Source organism: Paraburkholderia bannensis (assembly GCF_014200455.1).
GTDB classification, from domain to species: Bacteria; Pseudomonadota; Gammaproteobacteria; order Burkholderiales; family Burkholderiaceae; genus Paraburkholderia; species Paraburkholderia bannensis_A.
The window spans coordinates 1-16,335 of record NZ_JACHBW010000023.1 but is presented as its reverse complement, the minus strand read 5'-3'; the positions used below and the strand labels follow the sequence as shown (position 1 = coordinate 16,335).

The 16,335-nt window shown below is 61.6% G+C and carries 14 protein-coding genes and 1 tRNA gene; 10 read left to right on the top strand and 5 right to left on the bottom strand.

The window, feature by feature from the left end; all coding sequences use genetic code 11:
- The first annotated feature begins 20 nt into the window (after positions 1-20).
- Positions 21-1,328, top strand: coding sequence for an MFS transporter (locus tag F4827_RS29420; RefSeq protein ID WP_183730835.1), 1,308 nt, complete (start codon positions 21-23; stop codon positions 1,326-1,328).
- Between the two features lie 2 nt (positions 1,329-1,330).
- Positions 1,331-2,461, top strand: coding sequence for an amidohydrolase (locus F4827_RS29415; RefSeq protein WP_183730832.1), 1,131 nt, complete (start codon positions 1,331-1,333; stop codon positions 2,459-2,461).
- Positions 2,462-2,627: 166 nt separating this feature from the next.
- Here F4827_RS29415 and F4827_RS29410 read toward each other — a convergent pair whose 3' ends face one another.
- On the bottom strand, positions 2,628-3,350 hold the full coding sequence (locus F4827_RS29410) for an IclR family transcriptional regulator (RefSeq protein ID WP_183730828.1): 723 nt from the start codon (positions 3,348-3,350) through the stop codon (positions 2,628-2,630).
- Between the two features lie 191 nt (positions 3,351-3,541).
- Between F4827_RS29410 and F4827_RS29405 the strand changes: the two genes are divergently transcribed.
- The 8 genes from F4827_RS29405 to F4827_RS29370 all read left to right on the top strand — a co-directional run bounded on the left by F4827_RS29405 (position 3,542) and on the right by F4827_RS29370 (position 11,693).
- The gene (locus F4827_RS29405) at positions 3,542-4,243 is read left to right on the top strand and encodes an RraA family protein (RefSeq protein ID WP_183730825.1); all 702 of its coding nucleotides are present in this window, start codon (positions 3,542-3,544) and stop codon (positions 4,241-4,243) included.
- Positions 4,243-5,193 (top strand): hydroxyacid dehydrogenase, encoded by a 951-nt coding sequence (locus F4827_RS29400; protein ID WP_183730823.1) that lies wholly within the window; start codon positions 4,243-4,245, stop codon positions 5,191-5,193. Before F4827_RS29405 ends, F4827_RS29400 begins: the two co-directional genes overlap by 1 nt.
- 25 nt (positions 5,194-5,218) lie before the next feature.
- Positions 5,219-6,154 (top strand): SMP-30/gluconolactonase/LRE family protein, encoded by a 936-nt coding sequence (locus tag F4827_RS29395; protein WP_183730820.1) that lies wholly within the window; start codon positions 5,219-5,221, stop codon positions 6,152-6,154.
- 91 nt (positions 6,155-6,245) lie between these two features.
- Positions 6,246-7,622, top strand: a complete 1,377-nt coding sequence (locus F4827_RS29390; RefSeq protein WP_183730817.1) for an MFS transporter — start codon at positions 6,246-6,248, stop codon at positions 7,620-7,622.
- Between the two features lie 69 nt (positions 7,623-7,691).
- Entirely contained in the window at positions 7,692-8,855 is a 1,164-nt protein-coding gene (locus F4827_RS29385; RefSeq protein ID WP_183730814.1) for a porin, read from the top strand.
- A gap of 317 nt (positions 8,856-9,172) precedes the next feature.
- Complete coding sequence (locus F4827_RS29380; RefSeq protein ID WP_183731064.1) at positions 9,173-10,486, top strand: MFS transporter; 1,314 nt, start codon at positions 9,173-9,175, stop codon at positions 10,484-10,486.
- A 1-nt stretch (position 10,487) separates the two neighbouring features.
- On the top strand, positions 10,488-11,423 hold the full coding sequence (locus F4827_RS29375) for an amidohydrolase family protein (RefSeq protein WP_183730811.1): 936 nt from the start codon (positions 10,488-10,490) through the stop codon (positions 11,421-11,423).
- Between the two features lie 193 nt (positions 11,424-11,616).
- A tRNA-Met gene (locus F4827_RS29370) sits at positions 11,617-11,693 on the top strand.
- A gap of 238 nt (positions 11,694-11,931) precedes the next feature.
- Here the strand turns inward: F4827_RS29370 and F4827_RS29365 are convergent.
- The 4 genes from F4827_RS29365 to F4827_RS29350 all read right to left on the bottom strand — a co-directional run.
- Positions 11,932-13,659, bottom strand: coding sequence for a ShlB/FhaC/HecB family hemolysin secretion/activation protein (locus F4827_RS29365; protein WP_183730808.1), 1,728 nt, complete (start codon positions 13,657-13,659; stop codon positions 11,932-11,934).
- Positions 13,660-13,732: 73 nt separating this feature from the next.
- Entirely contained in the window at positions 13,733-14,092 is a 360-nt protein-coding gene (locus tag F4827_RS29360; protein WP_183730805.1) for a DUF6572 domain-containing protein, read from the bottom strand.
- On the bottom strand, positions 14,092-14,442 hold the full coding sequence (locus F4827_RS29355) for a hypothetical protein (protein WP_311735608.1): 351 nt from the start codon (positions 14,440-14,442) through the stop codon (positions 14,092-14,094). Before F4827_RS29355 ends, F4827_RS29360 begins: the two co-directional genes overlap by 1 nt.
- A gap of 9 nt (positions 14,443-14,451) precedes the next feature.
- Positions 14,452-16,335: hemagglutinin repeat-containing protein (locus F4827_RS29350; protein WP_183730799.1), on the bottom strand; the 1,884-nt coding region annotated here is incomplete at its 5' end.

The following is a 16,335-nucleotide window of genomic DNA, read 5'->3' as shown; positions in this document are numbered from 1 at the left end:
GATTCGTCCGGAGACGAGACATGACTTCCATTTCATCGAGCCTCGCGGCGGGCAGCGCAGAGCGTTCCACGCTTGAGCAGTCCGCGGTCAGCAAAGCTGCGTGGCGTTTCATCCCGCTGCTCGCGCTTGCGTACTTCTTCAATTATCTGGATCGCACGAGCGTTGGATTTGCAGCGTTGACGATGAATCGCGATCTTGGCCTGACCGCCACGCAGTTTGGCTGGGGTGCGGGGATTATGTTCGCAGGCTACTGTGTATGCGAGGTCCCGAGCAACCTGGCGCTTTACCGCTTCGGTGCGCGACGTTGGCTCGCCCGAATCATGATCACATGGGGATTTTTCGCGGCCGCCACCGCGCTCGCGGTCGGGCCCAAGAGTTTCTATGCGATCCGCTTGCTGCTCGGTATCGGCGAGGCTGGCTTTTTTCCAGGCGTGATCTTCTTTCTCGCGGTCTGGTTCCCGGCCAACTACCGCACCCGCGTGCTGGCATGGTTCACCGTCTCGACGCCTCTGTCGTCGCTGGTCGGCGGCCCTCTCTCGGCCTGGTTGCTCCATATGGACGGTACGCTGGGGCTGGCAGGCTGGCGATGGATGTTCGTCGTCCAGGGTTTGCCTGCCTGCATACTCGGCTTTCTGGTGCTGAAGTTATTGACTGACAAGCCCGCCGATGCAAAGTGGCTCACTCCCGAGGAACGACAGGCCCTGCAAGGCGCATTCGATCGGGAAGGCGCATCCCGTCGGAAAGAGAAAAATCTCGGCGCGGCGTTGAAGGATGTGCGCACCTACATCCTGGCGATGATTTCCTTCGGCTTTACGATGGGCTCTTATGGCATCGGAATCTGGCTGCCTCAGATGCTGAAGGCTCATGGGATGAGCGTGACGCAAACCGGCTGGATGTCTTCGGTGCCTTACTTCTTTGCCACGATTGCGCTTCTCTGGTGGGCAAAGCGGGTCGATCGCCGCGGCGGTCCGGTCGCTAATCTGGCGGCTGGTCTTCTGATCGGTGCTATCGCGCTCGGCGTCTCGACGTACTTCCACCATCTGCTTCCGGCGATGGCCGGCATCACGCTGGCACTGATCGGCACCATCGCAGGCCGAACGATTTTCTATACGCTCCCTTCCCGGTTCCTTTCCGGACAGGCGGCTGCCGGTGGCCTTGCTCTTATCAATTCGATCGGCGCGCTGGGCGGCTTTGCTGGCCCCTATCTGGTTGGATATCTGAAAGACAGTTTCGGCACGTTCTCGGCCGGCATGATTGGTCTCGCGATCGTGCTAGGCATCACGACGCTGCTGACGCTGTCTCTCCATGCCTTCGGACGCGGTGAGTAGTCATGGGCCAAAGGCACTCGTCCGGACGCCGCCAACTACTGGGCGCACTCGCGTCATCACTGATGTTCCCAGCTTTGACCACGCGTCAGGCATTTGCAAAAGAGGAAACGCATCCCGTGACTACAGCCGGCAACTATCTTTCCGTTCGCCCCGACTGGCTCGCCTGCGGAACCGAAACTGCGATCGAGCCGGAAATGCCGATCATCGACGCACACCATCACTTCTACGACCGCCCGGGCTGGACGTATCTTCTCGACGAATATCTCCAGGATGTTCGAACGGGTCATAACATCACCGCGTCGGTCTACATGCAGGCGCTGACAAGGTACCGCCCGGAGGGGCCCGAGCCGTTGCGCCCGGTCGGAGAGATCGAGTATGTCGCCGGCGTCACGGCGCCTTTGCAAACGGGCACGCCGCAGGTCGCGAAAGGGATGGTGGGCTACGCAGATCTACGCCGTGGAGCGGCTGTACGCGATGTTTTTGAAGCCGAACTGCAAGCGGGTGATGGGCGGCTGCGTGGCATTCGACATCTGGTCACCTGGGACGCCGACCAGACACTTGTCAATCCATTATCGGCGGCACCGCGCGGACTGCTGCTCTCGCCCGATTACCGGGCCGGCGTAGCGCAACTGGGCCCGCTGGGCCTGTCGTACGACGCGTGGCTGTTTTTCCCGCAGTTACCGGAGCTGTTCGACCTCGCGAAGGCCTATCCCGAGACGCCTTTCATCATCAATCATTGCGGCGGTGTGGTCCGCATTGCCAGCTACGCGAATCAGCGCGCGGAAGTGTTCGATGCCTGGTCCCGTTCGATGCACGACCTCGCCCGGTTGCCGAATGTCTACGTGAAGGTGGGCGGGCTTGGCATGCGGATCAATGGATTCGAGTTTGAAAAGGGCGAGCGTCCGCCGTCATCGGATGAACTCGCGCAAGCGTGGAAGCCGTGGATGCACACGTGTTTCGAAGCGTTCGGTGCGCACCGGTGCATGTTCGAGAGCAACTTCCCGGTGGACAAGGGTTCATATCCGTTCAGTAACGGATGGAATGCATTCAAGAAATTGACGGTGGATGCCAGTGCTGATGAACGGGAGGCTTTGTTCCGCGGGACGGTGAGTAAAGTCTATCGGCTTGAGTAGGTGAGTCTGCTGGTTCGGCGGGCTGCCACTTTGCGTGTTCCGGCCGCCGATCAGTCTTTAGATTTAGGTGTTGCATCGACCGGTTGAATCCACCATTGATTCCTGCCGTTGGAATCGCGACGACTCGAACATCCGCAACGGCTCGGGTAGCCTAAAAGCGCCTCTATTACCTTGACGCCATATCGCCGTACATCCGCTCACACAAACCGACGCTTGCACCCAGTTTTCTCGACAGCTCCAACGCAGATCGCAGTATCTGCGCCGCGACATCACCCGACGTGCGTGCCGCATCCAGCCGCGACGCCGGTCCAGACAGCGTGAGCGCCGCCATGAACTTCTCGCCCGCACCAAAAATCGGCGCTGCAAAGGCCGCCGTATGTTGATCGCGCGCGCCCGAGGTGAAAAGCGGCAACTCCGGCGTCGTGTCGAACACCGCTTCGCCGAGGCCCCAGAACCTCAACACCAGACTGATCGCCGTATCGTCGAGCGGAAACAGCGTGCCTGGCAGCCGCGTTTCGCGCAGCCCTTCGGACGGCTCCACGCGAAACAGACAAAGACGCTGCCCATGGTCAATCACGTAGTAAGACGCGCTTTCCTTCGTCGTTGCCGCGAGCGCCTGCAAAGCCGGCTCGACCACCGACGACAGATGAAACGACTGTTCATACAGCTTGCCGAGATACAGCACGCGCGGCCCGAGCGAATAGGAACCGCTTTCCGAGCGGATCACGTAGTTCATCCGCTCAAGTGAATTCATCAGGCGATATACCGTCGTCTTGTGCATGCCCGACGCTTGAGACAGCGCGGCCAACGACAGCGATTCCGCGCCCGGCTTGAAGATATCGAGCAGCGACAACGCCTTTTCGACTGCCTGCACTCCGTCGTTTCCCATCTCCCCTCCGATTCTCGTTGCGCCGATTGTACATGGTACAACGACGGCGTATTTGTTTTACCCTGTACAACATAGTTGTACAGGGTGGAGGGTTTACGCCGATGGAAAGGCACTACACCGCACCGCTATAGTGATTTCACTTTGTACAACACAGTTGTACTACGTACAACGCACCAAAAGAGGTTGATCGAATGAGCGCTATCTCCAGCAACACGCCGTCTATCGTTCGCGAAATCACGCGCGTCTCTCCTGAACTCGTGAAAGCCGCCTCGCAGTTCCAGGCCGCAATTCTCGCCGATGTCGCGGGTCGTCGCGGCACGCTGCACGGCCGCGTCAAGCCCGTCGCCGCCGGCATGAAGCTCGCGGGCCCGGCGATCACCGTCGAAGTCCGCCAGGGCGACAATCTGGCGATCCACGCCGCGCTGGCCATCGCCCAACCGGGCGACGTCATCGTGGTCGATGGCAAGGGCGACCTCGCGTGCGCGCTCATCGGCGAAATCATGACGACGCAGGCACAGGAAAGCGGCCTCGGCGGTCTGGTGCTCGACGCTGCAGTGCGCGACTCCGCCGAACTGGCGAAGAACGGTTTCCCCGTGTTTGCCGCCGGCCTGAACCCGTGCGGCCCGACGAAAAGCGTCGCCGGTCGCGTCAACTATCAGATCTCGGCGGGTGGCGCGACGATCAATCCGGGCGATCTGATCGTCGGCGATGCGGATGGCGTCGTGGTGATTCCGCGTGAGGACGTCGAGCGCATTCTCGTGCTGGCGCAAAAGAAGGTCGATGCAGAAACCGCACGTATTGCGGCCATCCGCAAGCGCGAAGCGCTGCGTCCGGCGTGGCTCGACAAGGAATTGCGCGCGGCTGGCATGCTGGCCGAAGGCGAGGTTCTGTGATGAACGCCGCGACCCCAAAGCCCTCGCTCATCGTGACCGGCAATGATCTCGCGCCCGATGCGCTTCAGATGCTGCGCGACTTCGAGATCGTCTTCGCCGGCCGCACACCGACCGAGAGCGACCTGATCGCGCTGTGCGCCACGCACAAGCCTGTCGCCATCATCGTGCGTTACGGAAAGATCAATGCAAAGGTCATGGATGCCTGCGGCGGCAATCTGCAGGTCATCTCCAAGCACGGTAGCGGCATCGACGTGATCGACCAGAAAGCCGCCGCCGAGCGTGGCATCGCCGTGCGCGCGGCGGTCGGCGCAAACGCGGCAGCGGTCGCGGAGCACACGTGGGCGCTGATTCTCGCGTGTGCGAACTCCGTACCGCAACTCGACGCGCGTATGCGCGCGGGCCACTGGGACAAGTCCACGCACAAGTCGCTCGAACTCGCGGGCCGCACCATCGGTCTGGTCGGCCTGGGCGCAATCGGGCGACGCGTTGCGGCGGTAGCCGTGGCCTTCGACATGAACGTGCTCGCCTACGATCCGTACGCGAAAGAAGCACCCGCAGGCGTGACGCTGGTCGCGCTCGACGCCCTCTTCGCTGCGTCGGACATCGTGTCGCTGCACTGCCCGTTGACGGACGAAAACCGCCAGATGATCAACGCTGAAGCGCTCGGCAAGTTCAAGCGCGGCGCGATTCTCGTTAATACGGCGCGCGGCGGATTGATCGACGAACCGGCGCTGGCCGATGCGATCGCCAGCGGTCATCTGCTCGCGGCAGGCCTCGACAGCTTCGACGTCGAACCGATGTCCTCGCCTCACGTTTTTCAGCGTCTTTCGAACGCCATCCTGTCGCCCCACATCGGCGGCGTTAGCGACGCGGCCTACGTCAACATGGGCAAAGGTGCAGCCGCAAATGTGATCGACGTTATCGATTCACATGCGCGCAGCGCTGCGTAGTCCTGACCAAAATCGCAGGTTCGATATGTTCTATCTCAAGCAGCCTGAAGTCCGTCACGCAGAAGTTTTCACGCGCATGCCGGAGCATTTCCGCAAGGCTAATGTGCAGACGGACTGGTCGCGTGCGAATCGCGGCGGCCAGCCGACCGATTCCTTCCTCGAAGGTCCGGTGTGGAGTACGCAAGGTTATCTGTATGTGACCGATATTCCGCACGGCCGTGTGTTCCGCATTTCGACCGATGGCGAATGGGAGCTCGTTGTCGAATATGACGGCGAGCCGAACGGCATGAAGCTCGTCGACGAAGGTCAGCTGCTCATCACGGATTACCGCAACGGCTTGATGCTGCTCGACATCGCGCGCGGCGAAATTACGCCGTACCTCGAACGCCGCAACACCGAGCGCTTTCGCGGCGTGAACGATCTCACGTTCGATTCGAAGGGCAATCTGTACTTCACGGACCAGGGGCAAACCGGTCTGCACGATCCGACTGGCCGCGTCTACCGGCTCGCGCCCGAGGGCAAGCTGGACATGCTGCTCGGCAATTGCCCGAGCCCGAACGGCCTCGTGCTTTCGCCCGACGAGAAAGTGCTGTACGTCGCGATGACGCGCGGCAACTGCGTGTGGCGCGTGCCGCTTCAGGCCGACGGTTCGGTCAGCAAGGTCGGCCAGTTCTTTACCTCGTATGGCCCGAGCGGCCCGGACGGTCTGACCGTCGACAGCGCCGGACGCCTGTTCGTCGCCAACCCCGGTCTCGGTCGCGCATGGGTGCTAAACCACCTTGCGGAACCCGAAGCGCTTCTGCTCAGTCCCGCAGGCGCTTCGCTCACGAATCTGTGTTTCGGCGGCCCGGACATGAAGACGCTGTTCATGACCGAATCCGTCTCCGGCACCGTGCTGAAGGCCGAGATGGAGATTGCGGGCCCGCTCCCGCACCGTGCCAGACACAGCGAAGCGGCGTAACGCGCCTGTCGCAACAGCCGGCAGCGCCGACGCGCCCGCCGGCTCCAGTACAGCAAGTTGCATCCGACCGAGATGCAACGGAGGAGCACACATGCACATTTCCCAGCCCATCCGCGCAGAGAGCGCAACGCAGGCGGCAAGCCCGCATCAAACGACCGGCACGCCGATGTCGGCCGATCAGTACGCCGCCAGCGAACGTACGCTCGAAAAAGCATTTCGCCGCATCCTGCCGTTCATTTTCGCGTGCTATGTGATCAGCTACCTCGACCGCACCAACGTCGGGTTCGCCGCGCTCACCATGAACAAGGATCTCGGCCTCACGGCGCAGCAATTCGGGCTGGGCGCGGGACTATTTTTCATCGGCTATTTTCTGTTCGAAATCCCCAGCAATCTGATCATGCATAAGGTCGGCGCGCGTATCTGGATCGCGCGCATCATGATTACGTGGGGATTGATTTCGATGGCGACGGCCTTCGTCGCCGGGCCGAAAAGCTTCGCCGCTGCGCGCTTCATGCTGGGCGTTGCCGAAGCTGGCTTTACGCCGGGCATCTACCTCTATTTCACGCATTGGTTTCCGGGCAAGTGGCGCGCGAAAGTGACCGCTGCGTTCCTCGTCGGCATCCCGGTGGCTAACATGATCGGCTCGCCGGTGTCCGGGGCGCTCCTGCAACTCGGCGGCGCGCACGGGCTGCGCAGCTGGCAATGGTTGCTGCTGATCGAAGGGTTGCCCGCAATCGCGCTGGGCATCGCGTGCCTTTTCATCCTCACCGATCGCCCTGAAAAAGCAAGCTGGCTGAGCCACGACGAAAAGAATGTGCTCGCGCAACGACTCGCCATCGAGCAGCGCAGCATCGCGGGCAAGCACGGCTCCAGCCTGCGCGACGCCATGACCAACTGGCGCGTGTTCGTGCTCGCGCTCGTCAACTTCTGCGGCATTGTCGGCTCGATCGGCACGGGACTGTGGATGCCGCAGATCATCAAACAGTTTGGCGTAGGCCACGCCATGATCGGCTGGCTGACGGCCATTCCCTATGCGATCGGCGCGGTGGTGATGATCGCATGGGCGCGTTGGGCGAATCGCTCCGCGCATCGCATTCCGTACGTCGCTGGCGCGCTTTGCATCGCCGCCGTAGCGCTCGCCATCAGCACGATGCTCGATGCACCGCTCCTCAAGCTCATTGCGCTGTGCTTCACGGTGAGCGGCATTCTCGCGTTTCAGGCCACCTACTGGGCCATTCCATCAGGATTCCTGACAGGTCGCGCTGCAGCAGGCGGGATTGCGCTGATTGTCTCGATCGGCAATCTCGGCGGCTTTGTCGGACCGTCGATGATCGGCGCCATCAAGGATCTCACCGGCGGTTTTACCGCGCCGCTGCTCGCCGTGGCCGCTGTGCTGCTGATCGGCAGCGTGACGATCGCGTGGCTCGGCGATCCCGGTGCGGGCGTGGGAGAAAAATCGCACGCCTGAACGCGCCTTGAGTTATATCGCTGCTCACTTTTCGCCCCAAAAGAACACAAACACATCAACGGAGACACAATGCAGGAACGCTACTTCCACACTTCGAATGCCATCAAGCGCGTATCGGGCGCAACGATCACCGCGGCAGCCGCGACGGCCACGCTTGCGCTCGCGCCGCATGTGGCCCATGCACAAAGCAGCGTGACGCTGTACGGCATCGTCGATGTGGGTATCGAACATATCAACAATACGCAAACCGGTGGCGCGCTCACGCGCGAAGCGTCGGGCAACCTTTCCGGCTCGCGCTGGGGCTTGAAGGGCGTCGAGGATCTCGGAGGCGGCATCAAGGCGATTTTCACCCTTGAAAACGGCTTCAACGTCAACGACGGCACCAGCGCACAAGCGACCAAAGGGCTGGGCGCGAATGCCTCGACCACCTCGCGACTGTTCGGTCGTCAGGCGTGGGTCGGGCTCACCGCGCGAGGCCAGACGCTCTCGCTCGGCCGCCAGAATTCGCTGCTCTACGATCAGGCCGTCGTATTCGATCCGATGGGCGCGTCCTCGCGCTATTCCACGCTCGCGATCGACTATGCGATGGCGGGCCGCGTGGATAACTCCGCGAAATACGTGGGCGTATTGGGTCCCGTTACCGTCGCCGCGATGTACAGCACGCGCTACGACACCGGCTATGGCAGCGAAGTGCCGGGTGCCGAACTCACGGGGCGTTACTTCGGCGGCTCGCTCACTTATGCGGGCGGACCCTTTGCTGCGAGCCTCTCGTACGAGCAGCGCAACAGCAACACGGTCGCCACCAACACGGGAACCGAGCGCCGCGCCACCGCAGCGGCAACGTACGCGATTGGCGGATTGAAGGCCTTTGCGGGCTATCGCTATCTGCAGGCTTCGCGCGCGTTCCTGCCGGCGAATCCGATCCTCGTGACCAACAGCGGCTCGCAATCGAGTTCGGCAAATCTGTACTGGGCGGGCGCGAACTACATGTTCACGCCCGCGTTCTTCGTCACGGCGGCGGCCTACTACCAGGACGTGCACTCGACAAGCGCCGATCCGTGGATGGGTGTCCTCAGTGCGGACTACCTGCTCTCCAAAAGCACCGATATCTACGCCACTGCCGCATTCGCGCGGAACAAGGGCGGTTCGGCGCTTGGCGTGAACGGTTACGGCACGGTCGCGGCGAACGACGACCAGACGGGCTTCGTGATCGGCATGCGCAAGAAGTTCTGAACAGGCGAATCATGCAGATTGTCCACGCTCCGCCTCTTCCCGTCCGCGACGACTGGCTCGCGCTGCGCGAGGAAAGCGCTTTGGAGCCCAACCTGCCGATTGTCGATGCCCCTCACCCTCAACTGCGCCGGGACGTTGAGGGCAACGGCCTTCGCATCGTCCCGAAGGTCGATGTGCAGTGCCGCCCTCTCCAGCCCCACCGCCGCCACGGCCCACGGACTGGATCTCGCCGGGGGCAACACGCCTACATCAACGTTTTCCATCACATCAGGCAGCGTCGCTCTGGCGCACAATAAACGCAGGAGACATCCATGCACATGCAATCCCGCCCCGACGCCACCGCGCTCGATCAGCGCACCATCCGCAAGGTGGTCTGGCGTCTCGTGCCCTTTCTTATGATCTGCTATCTGCTGGCGTTCATCGACCGCGGCAACGTCGGTATGGCGTCCTTGCAGATGAACCACGACCTTGGCCTCACCGGTCGCGTATTCGGCTTCGGCAGCAGTCTGTTCTTCGTGTCGTACTTCTTCTTCGAAGTGCCGAGCAATATGGCGCTGCAACGCTACGGCGCGCGCCTGTGGATCGCCCGCATCATGATTACGTGGGGCCTGATCTCAGCGGCGACGGCGTTCGTCAGCACGCCGACGGCTTTCTACGCGCTGCGCTTTCTGCTCGGCGCAGCGGAAGCCGGCTTTTTTCCGGGCGTGCTGCTGTATCTCTCGTACTGGGTGCCGGCGCGCTATCGCGCGCGCATCGTGGCAACGTTCATGGTGGCGATTCCGGCCGCGAGCTTTATCGGCTCGCCCATTTCCGCGGCTCTGCTGCAGATGGACGGCTTCGCGGGACTGCGCGGCTGGCAGTGGCTGTTCCTGCTCGAAGGCATTCCCACCGTGCTGCTGGGCTTCGCGTGCCTTGCGCTGCTGACCAACAAGCCCGCCGACGCGCGCTGGCTCGGCGACGAAGAACGTCAATGGCTCACCGCGGAAATCGCCAGCGAAGCGCGGGCCCCAGCGAAGGTCGCATCGATGCCGCTCACGAAGCTTTTCCGCAATCGCTATGTGCTGTGTCTTGCGCTGGTCGATGTCTGCGCTTCGGGCGCGGGTAGTACGCTGTCGGTCTGGCAACCGCAACTGCTCAAGTCGTACGGGCTGAGCGTGATGGAGACCGGCCTGCTCAATGCCGTGCCTTACGCCCTCGCATCGGTGCTGATGGTATGGTGGGGCCGCCGCTCGGACCGCCGTCAGGAACGCCGCTGGCATACCGTGATTCCGATGCTCTTGATCGGGCTGGGCCTGTTCGGCACTTCGCTAAGCGGCTCGCTCGTGCCGACCATGACGATGCTGTGCGCGGTACTCGTGGGCGCGTACGCATTCAAGGGCCCATTCTGGGCGCTCGCCTCCAGCATGCTGTCGAACACCACGGCGGCGGCCGGACTCGCCACCATCAATGCCATCGCCAATCTGCTGGGCGGCGGGCTGATGGTGAACGTGTACGGTTGGGTCAAGGAAGCCACCGGCAGCTATGCGCTCGCGCTGATGCCGCTCGGCATTCTCACGCTCGTGAGCGTTGTCACGCTGCTGCTTCTGAGCCGCTCGGGCGGCAGTGTCCAAAGCGAAATCGGGGTGGCGTGAGATGAGCAGATTCGATCGCCGCGCCTTCCTGGGCGCGCTGGGTGCCGGCGCGCTTGCCACCGCTGTTCCGCTGCGCGCCGACGCCATGGAAACCTGGTCCACCGGTACTGAAGCGCCCGACGTTCGCCTGCCCGAAGGCGCTGTGGACTGCCACATGCATATCTACGACGACCGCTTTCCGAGCGCGCCCGGCACGCAATTGCGCCCGCCCAACGCGAGCGTCGCGCAATATCGCGCCTTGCAGCAGCGGTTAGGCGTGCGCCGCAACGTGTGCGTGACGCCCTCGACCTACGGCACGGACAACCGCTGTCTGCTCGACGCGCTGGCGCAATTCGGCGGTAACGCACGCGGCGTGGCCGTCGTCGATACTTCCGTAACCGATGCCGATCTCGCGCTCATGAACCACGCAGGCGTACGCGCGATCCGCTTCAATTTGAGCTATCCGGGCGCGACGACTATCGACATGCTCGCGCCGCTTGCCGCACGCATCGCACCGCTCGGCTGGCATATCGAACTCGTCGTACAGGGCGCGAAGCTGCCTGCGCTAGCAAAGCATCTGAGTGCGCTGCCCTGCCCGCTGGTGCTCGACCATATAGCGCATATCCCGCAGCCGGATGGGCTCGAATCTGAAGCGATGAAAACAGCGCGACGGCTTGTCGAAGCCGGCAGAACGTGGGTCACGCTTTCGGGACCGTATGTCGATACGAAGCTCGGCGCGCCCGCCTACGCCGATGTCGCGCCAGTCGCCAAGGCGTTCATCGCGATGGCGCCCGAGCGCATGCTTTGGGGCACAGACTGGCCGCATCCCACGGAAAAGGCGACCAAGCCCGACGATGCCGCGCTGGTCGACGTAATCGCCTCCTGGATCGGACGCGCCGACTGGCAACAGATGATCTTCGCGGAGAATCCGGCGCGCCTCTATGGCTTTACGGTCTAGTCGTTGAAAGCGCGTGCGCCAGGATCATAGGTGCTGATGCCGCCGCGCTGTTCGGCGCGGTGAGGTTCCCCCGGGTTTTGCGCCTTCCAGAGGCCCCGGGGTTAAGCGCCCGCACCCCTTTGTCCGCTGAGCCACAACCCAGTCTTGCATGAACTCGATTGACGCGCCGCAGACATGCCTGTACACTTCGCGCCGCGGGGTGGAGCAGTCTGGCAGCTCGTCGGGCTCATAACCCGAAGGTCGTAGGTTCAAATCCTACCCCCGCAACCATCATTGGAGACATTTCTCCGATTGAGAGCAGCAACCGTTCAGAAACATCATCAAAGGCCGCGAAGTACGCGCCGTCTCGCAGTTCAATCCCAATCGGTCCCATCAGCTTCGCGATAATCTGTCGTGATTCTGCTGTTGCGTCTCCCGATAATGCTTCCCGTAATTCCATCGCCTTGTCGCGAACGCGTTTGGCTTTCAGCGCGACGCGTCCTGCGTTCGGCGTCGCGCAAGCCCACGCCTAGAACTGTCCCGTAATCTGGAACCCGACCGTCCATCGCGCGGTCGGGAATCCTCCAGGTTTGTAGATCGGCGTCCCTGCAAACAGGTCATACGAGACGCCGACATACTTCGTTGGCACGCCGCCACGAATGCCTATCACTGCCCCCGCCAGTTGCGTCCCCGCTAGTAACGCCGTGTTCGGCCCGAACACGCGCCCGTAGTCGATCCCTGCGTACAACGTCTGTCCCGTCTGGAACACCGGCCATTGCAATTCGTTGCGCCAGTAGAAGCCGCGTTCGGCCGCGAGCATCGTTTCTCCGTCGAAGCCGCGCACGGTGTACCGGCTGCCGATGGTCAGGTCGTCGATGTAGAAAAGCGTGTCGTTGGTGAACTGCCCGTGAAACGTTGTCACATACCGGAATGACTGGTTCGCGATGGCGAACGGAACCGACAGGTTCGCATCGAGCACAGCCATGTGGAAGCGGTACGTCGGGCCGTCGACATACGGGTCTGGCGTCGCGCCAAGCCCGCCGATGCCCTGACGGTAGGCGAGCGTGCCGTCGAACTGCGCAGCACCGAAGTAATGCCGGTCGGTCGCGCCGAGTTCCAGAAACGTGTTGTTGCGCGCCTGAGTCGGTATCGTCGTGTCGTCGATGAAGCTGTCGCCGAATCGCTTCGATAGCTGCACATAGCCGCCGAGCACGTCATTCTGGCCGCGCGAGAGTACGCGCGCGATGCGCAGCGCGGCCGTCTGAGAATTGCCGCTCGAAACGATGGTCTGGTTCACGGCCGCGATGTTCTGGTAGTACGTGTTCGTGTTGCCCGACAGCGTCGCTGTCCAGTAGCCGAACGGGATGGAGTACGAACCATTGAATCCGTGCGAACCGAGTGACTTGTCGCCAAACGACAAGTCCTGATTCGCGCCGACCGTGAATACGTCGTTCAGGCCAAGCAGGTTGTCGATGCCAAGGCTGACGTTGCCTTGCCACTTGCCCGTCGACGACGTACCCGAATTGTCGACCGACGCGACGAACGTCCAGGGCTTCGAGCGCCTGACCGACACGACGACATCGCTTTCGCCGGGTATCTCGGTCGGTTCTATCTTCATGTCCACGTCCTGACTCGCGACGCGCTTCATCTGCTCCAGACCCTGCTCAAGATCGCGCATGTTCAGCAGGTCGCCGCCGCTGACCGGAAACGCGTTCTTCCATGTTCCCCACATGGAAGGATCGGCCAACCGGACCTCTCGCACGAGACCCGGTACGAGCGCGAAGGACAGCGTGCCTGTCGACAAATCCTGCTGCGGCACGAGTACGCGCGTGGTCACATAGCCGCGACTCAGCACGGCCTGCTGCAATGCCTTGCTCAGTATGTCGATGCCTTGCTTGCCGACGCATTGCCCCTTGTAGTGGTCAAGCCATTCGCGCGCGAAAGCGAACGGATCGAGCGGCAGCGCGGATGCGCCTTTTGCGTGTGCCGCGGCCGAGAGCGTGTCGGGCACGTCGAGCGCGAAGCGGTCGATGCGGAAACACGGCGTTTCGGTCGGCAGCGCGGGAAAGGTTTCGATCTTCGTCACGGTCGAGCGCACGGCAGGCGCCGATACCGCAGCTTCGCGCTGCAGCGCGTCGCGGCGCTGCTGCTGGTTCTGTTCGGTTTCGATGCCGCCGAGGCTTTGCCCCTGCACATTGGACGCGAGCGCGACCAAAGCCGTTAGCGGCAACGCCGCCAGGCTCTCTCTGATTTTCATAGAAGATGCGAGATAGAGCTGGACCCTGTAAGGAATCCGGCGTGCTGATTAAGCGTCTAGCGTTTTTAGATGTTCAATGAGTGTCGTTTGTCCGAGACGACTCACCGGAGGGTGGAACCCTGTAGGCAAGTTCAAAGCCGGCCCCAAGGACAATAGCCCTTGCTTCTCTGAAAAAATCCAAGGCCCGCGGAGATAGGTCGTATTTCGAAACAATCTCAATGACAAATTTGCAATCCCGCGTATTGGGATTGTTTTCGTAGACCTGTCCACTTTCCAGATAGACCAGATAGGTGTTGATCTTGTCTTGTAGCAATGCAAGATGATCCTGTTCCGCCTGATCCCATTCCAGATGATCGGATATTCCCAAGCGAGCGATGCCGTTGGGTGCGTCGATGCCGATAACGTCAACAACGTTTGTTTCAGAAATTGTCATCACTGTTCATCGCCTAGCAATTGTTTGTCTTCCCAAACATCTTCGTAGGCTTCGGTAACAAGAAAACGCCAACCCGGTGGCAAACCAAGATACGGCATCACCAAAGGCGCCCAATCCTCCAAGTGTGCTGCGTGCAAAGGGACGAAGAAATCGGGTTCTTCCGACATTTTCTCGCCAGCCCAGATATACCATCCACACGTATCACCTTCAGGGCTCACGCGGAGGCCGTTCAGGGGACGCAGGCCATCTTTAACATTGCGCGAAATACCGACCTTTAGATTCAGATCACAGCCTACGAAAGACGCGCCGAAGCGAGAGCAAACGTCCTTTTGCTTGTCGTTGAGGTTCACGTTCATTGGTTAAAACCCAAAATAATTTCGCATCATTTTTCCAAATGCTCCCAATTGCCCACCCTGGACAGCGGAGCATGTTGGGCAATGCGGCTGAACTGCATCGACAGAGCTTTGGGCTGGAACATCAACTGCTCCATCGCGATAGTATTGCACCACCAACGGATCAATGTGATCGGCCACTTGGTTTCCCGTAACAGTACCGCAATCGACACATGGCTTGCCTTGAACTGACGCCTTTTGCGCGGCATTCGGACCTGCACCGGATGGTCGCACATACGGACCCGTGACGTCGGGGCTCGGCGTAAAGTCGCTGCCGGGAACACCAGACTTTACGTCGTTTCCGCTATTGAAAATCGCAATGTTCGACAACGATCCGGCGAGGCCCGAAGCAACGTTCGCGGCTGGCCCCGGTGAGGATTGCGCCATCGCCATACCCGGTGAAGCGGGCGGGCCGCCACCACCCATACCAACAATCGCACTCAAGCCGTTCGCAATGCCTTGCATTGCCAGCGAGAACAGAGACGTTGTTTTCCTCGCAGGGTCGCCCGACAACGCGCGTTCATCGTCGACTGACTGGTTATACAGGTGGACGTTCGACGCCATCGCCGCGCCCGCCGTTCCGCCGACCGCAGCGCCGCCTACACCCGCAGCGATGTTGGCGGCAAGGTTGCCGATCAGGTCCGAACCCGTCGCGGACGCTACACCCTTCGAAATATCGTTCAACGTCTCGGCCATCCTCGAGGCGATGCCCGCGCCGGCCGCACCACCAACCGTGCTGAACGCGGTCCCGCCACCAAGCCCACCAATCAGCGAGCCGCCCGCAGCGTGCAGTTCAGCGCGCGAGTCGCCACCTTCCTTCCAGTTGTTGTAGTCCGCCTCCGCAGCCGCCATGCCTTCGCTGTCGCCACGTTGCTTCGCTGCGTCGTAAGCGTCCGCCGCGTCGTCGCGTTTCTTGTCCGCATATGCGCCGATGCCTTGCGACACGACCTGACCCGCAGCCTGTGCCGCCCGCATCGTGTCGGCCTGCTGGTTCAGCATGTTGTTCACGTCTGGCGTCTTCGCGACTGTGCCGTTCGTGTTCGTCGCGTCGCGCGACAGGCTCGTAACGTCCTGCGTCTGGTGGGCCGCGTCCGTCACACTGATCGTGCCGGCGCTGATAGCGCTGCGCGTCGTCGCGCTATCACTGCCGCTGTCGTTCTGGCTCAACATCGGCGCGACGCCGCCCGTATTCGAACCTGACGTACTGCCATGCGTTGCGTAGTTCGACCCGCCGTCACCCATTGTCACGCCGCCGCCGATACCGCCCGAATGCGCGTTGTAGCTGGAACTGTTCTGGATATCGCTGAAGGTGAGCGTACCTGTCGAGAGGTTATTGTTCGCCGCGTCCGCCGTGCTCGCAATCGTAGCTCCCTTCAAATCGGTATTGCCTTTCACGTTGACGTTGAATCCGCCGTCGCCCGCCTGAATGCCGGCCTGTTCGTTCACGCCTGCATAGTTACCGCTTGCGTCGCCATGCTGTGAACTGAAGCTGCCGCTTGCGCCACCCTGACTGACCGAGAAGCCGCCGCCCGAACTTTCCTGATGCGCCGCGCTGGTCATCGTGTCCTGCACGCTCGCGATGTTCAGATCGCCGCCTATATCTGCATTGACCTGACGCGCGTTCACGTTCGCGCCAATGATGTTCGTATCGCCGCCCGACAGAATCGTGACCGAGTTACCCGCATTGATGTGCGTGTTGTTTGCGATAGCGGAATCGCTGTTTGCGTTGCCGTGCGCCTTCGACATCGAAGCGTCAACACCGAAGCCACTCGTACCATACGAAATTCCGACGCTTCCACTGCTGGACTCGTTTGTGCTTCGCGTCGAATCCGTGTCGGTCGTGTTGACTAG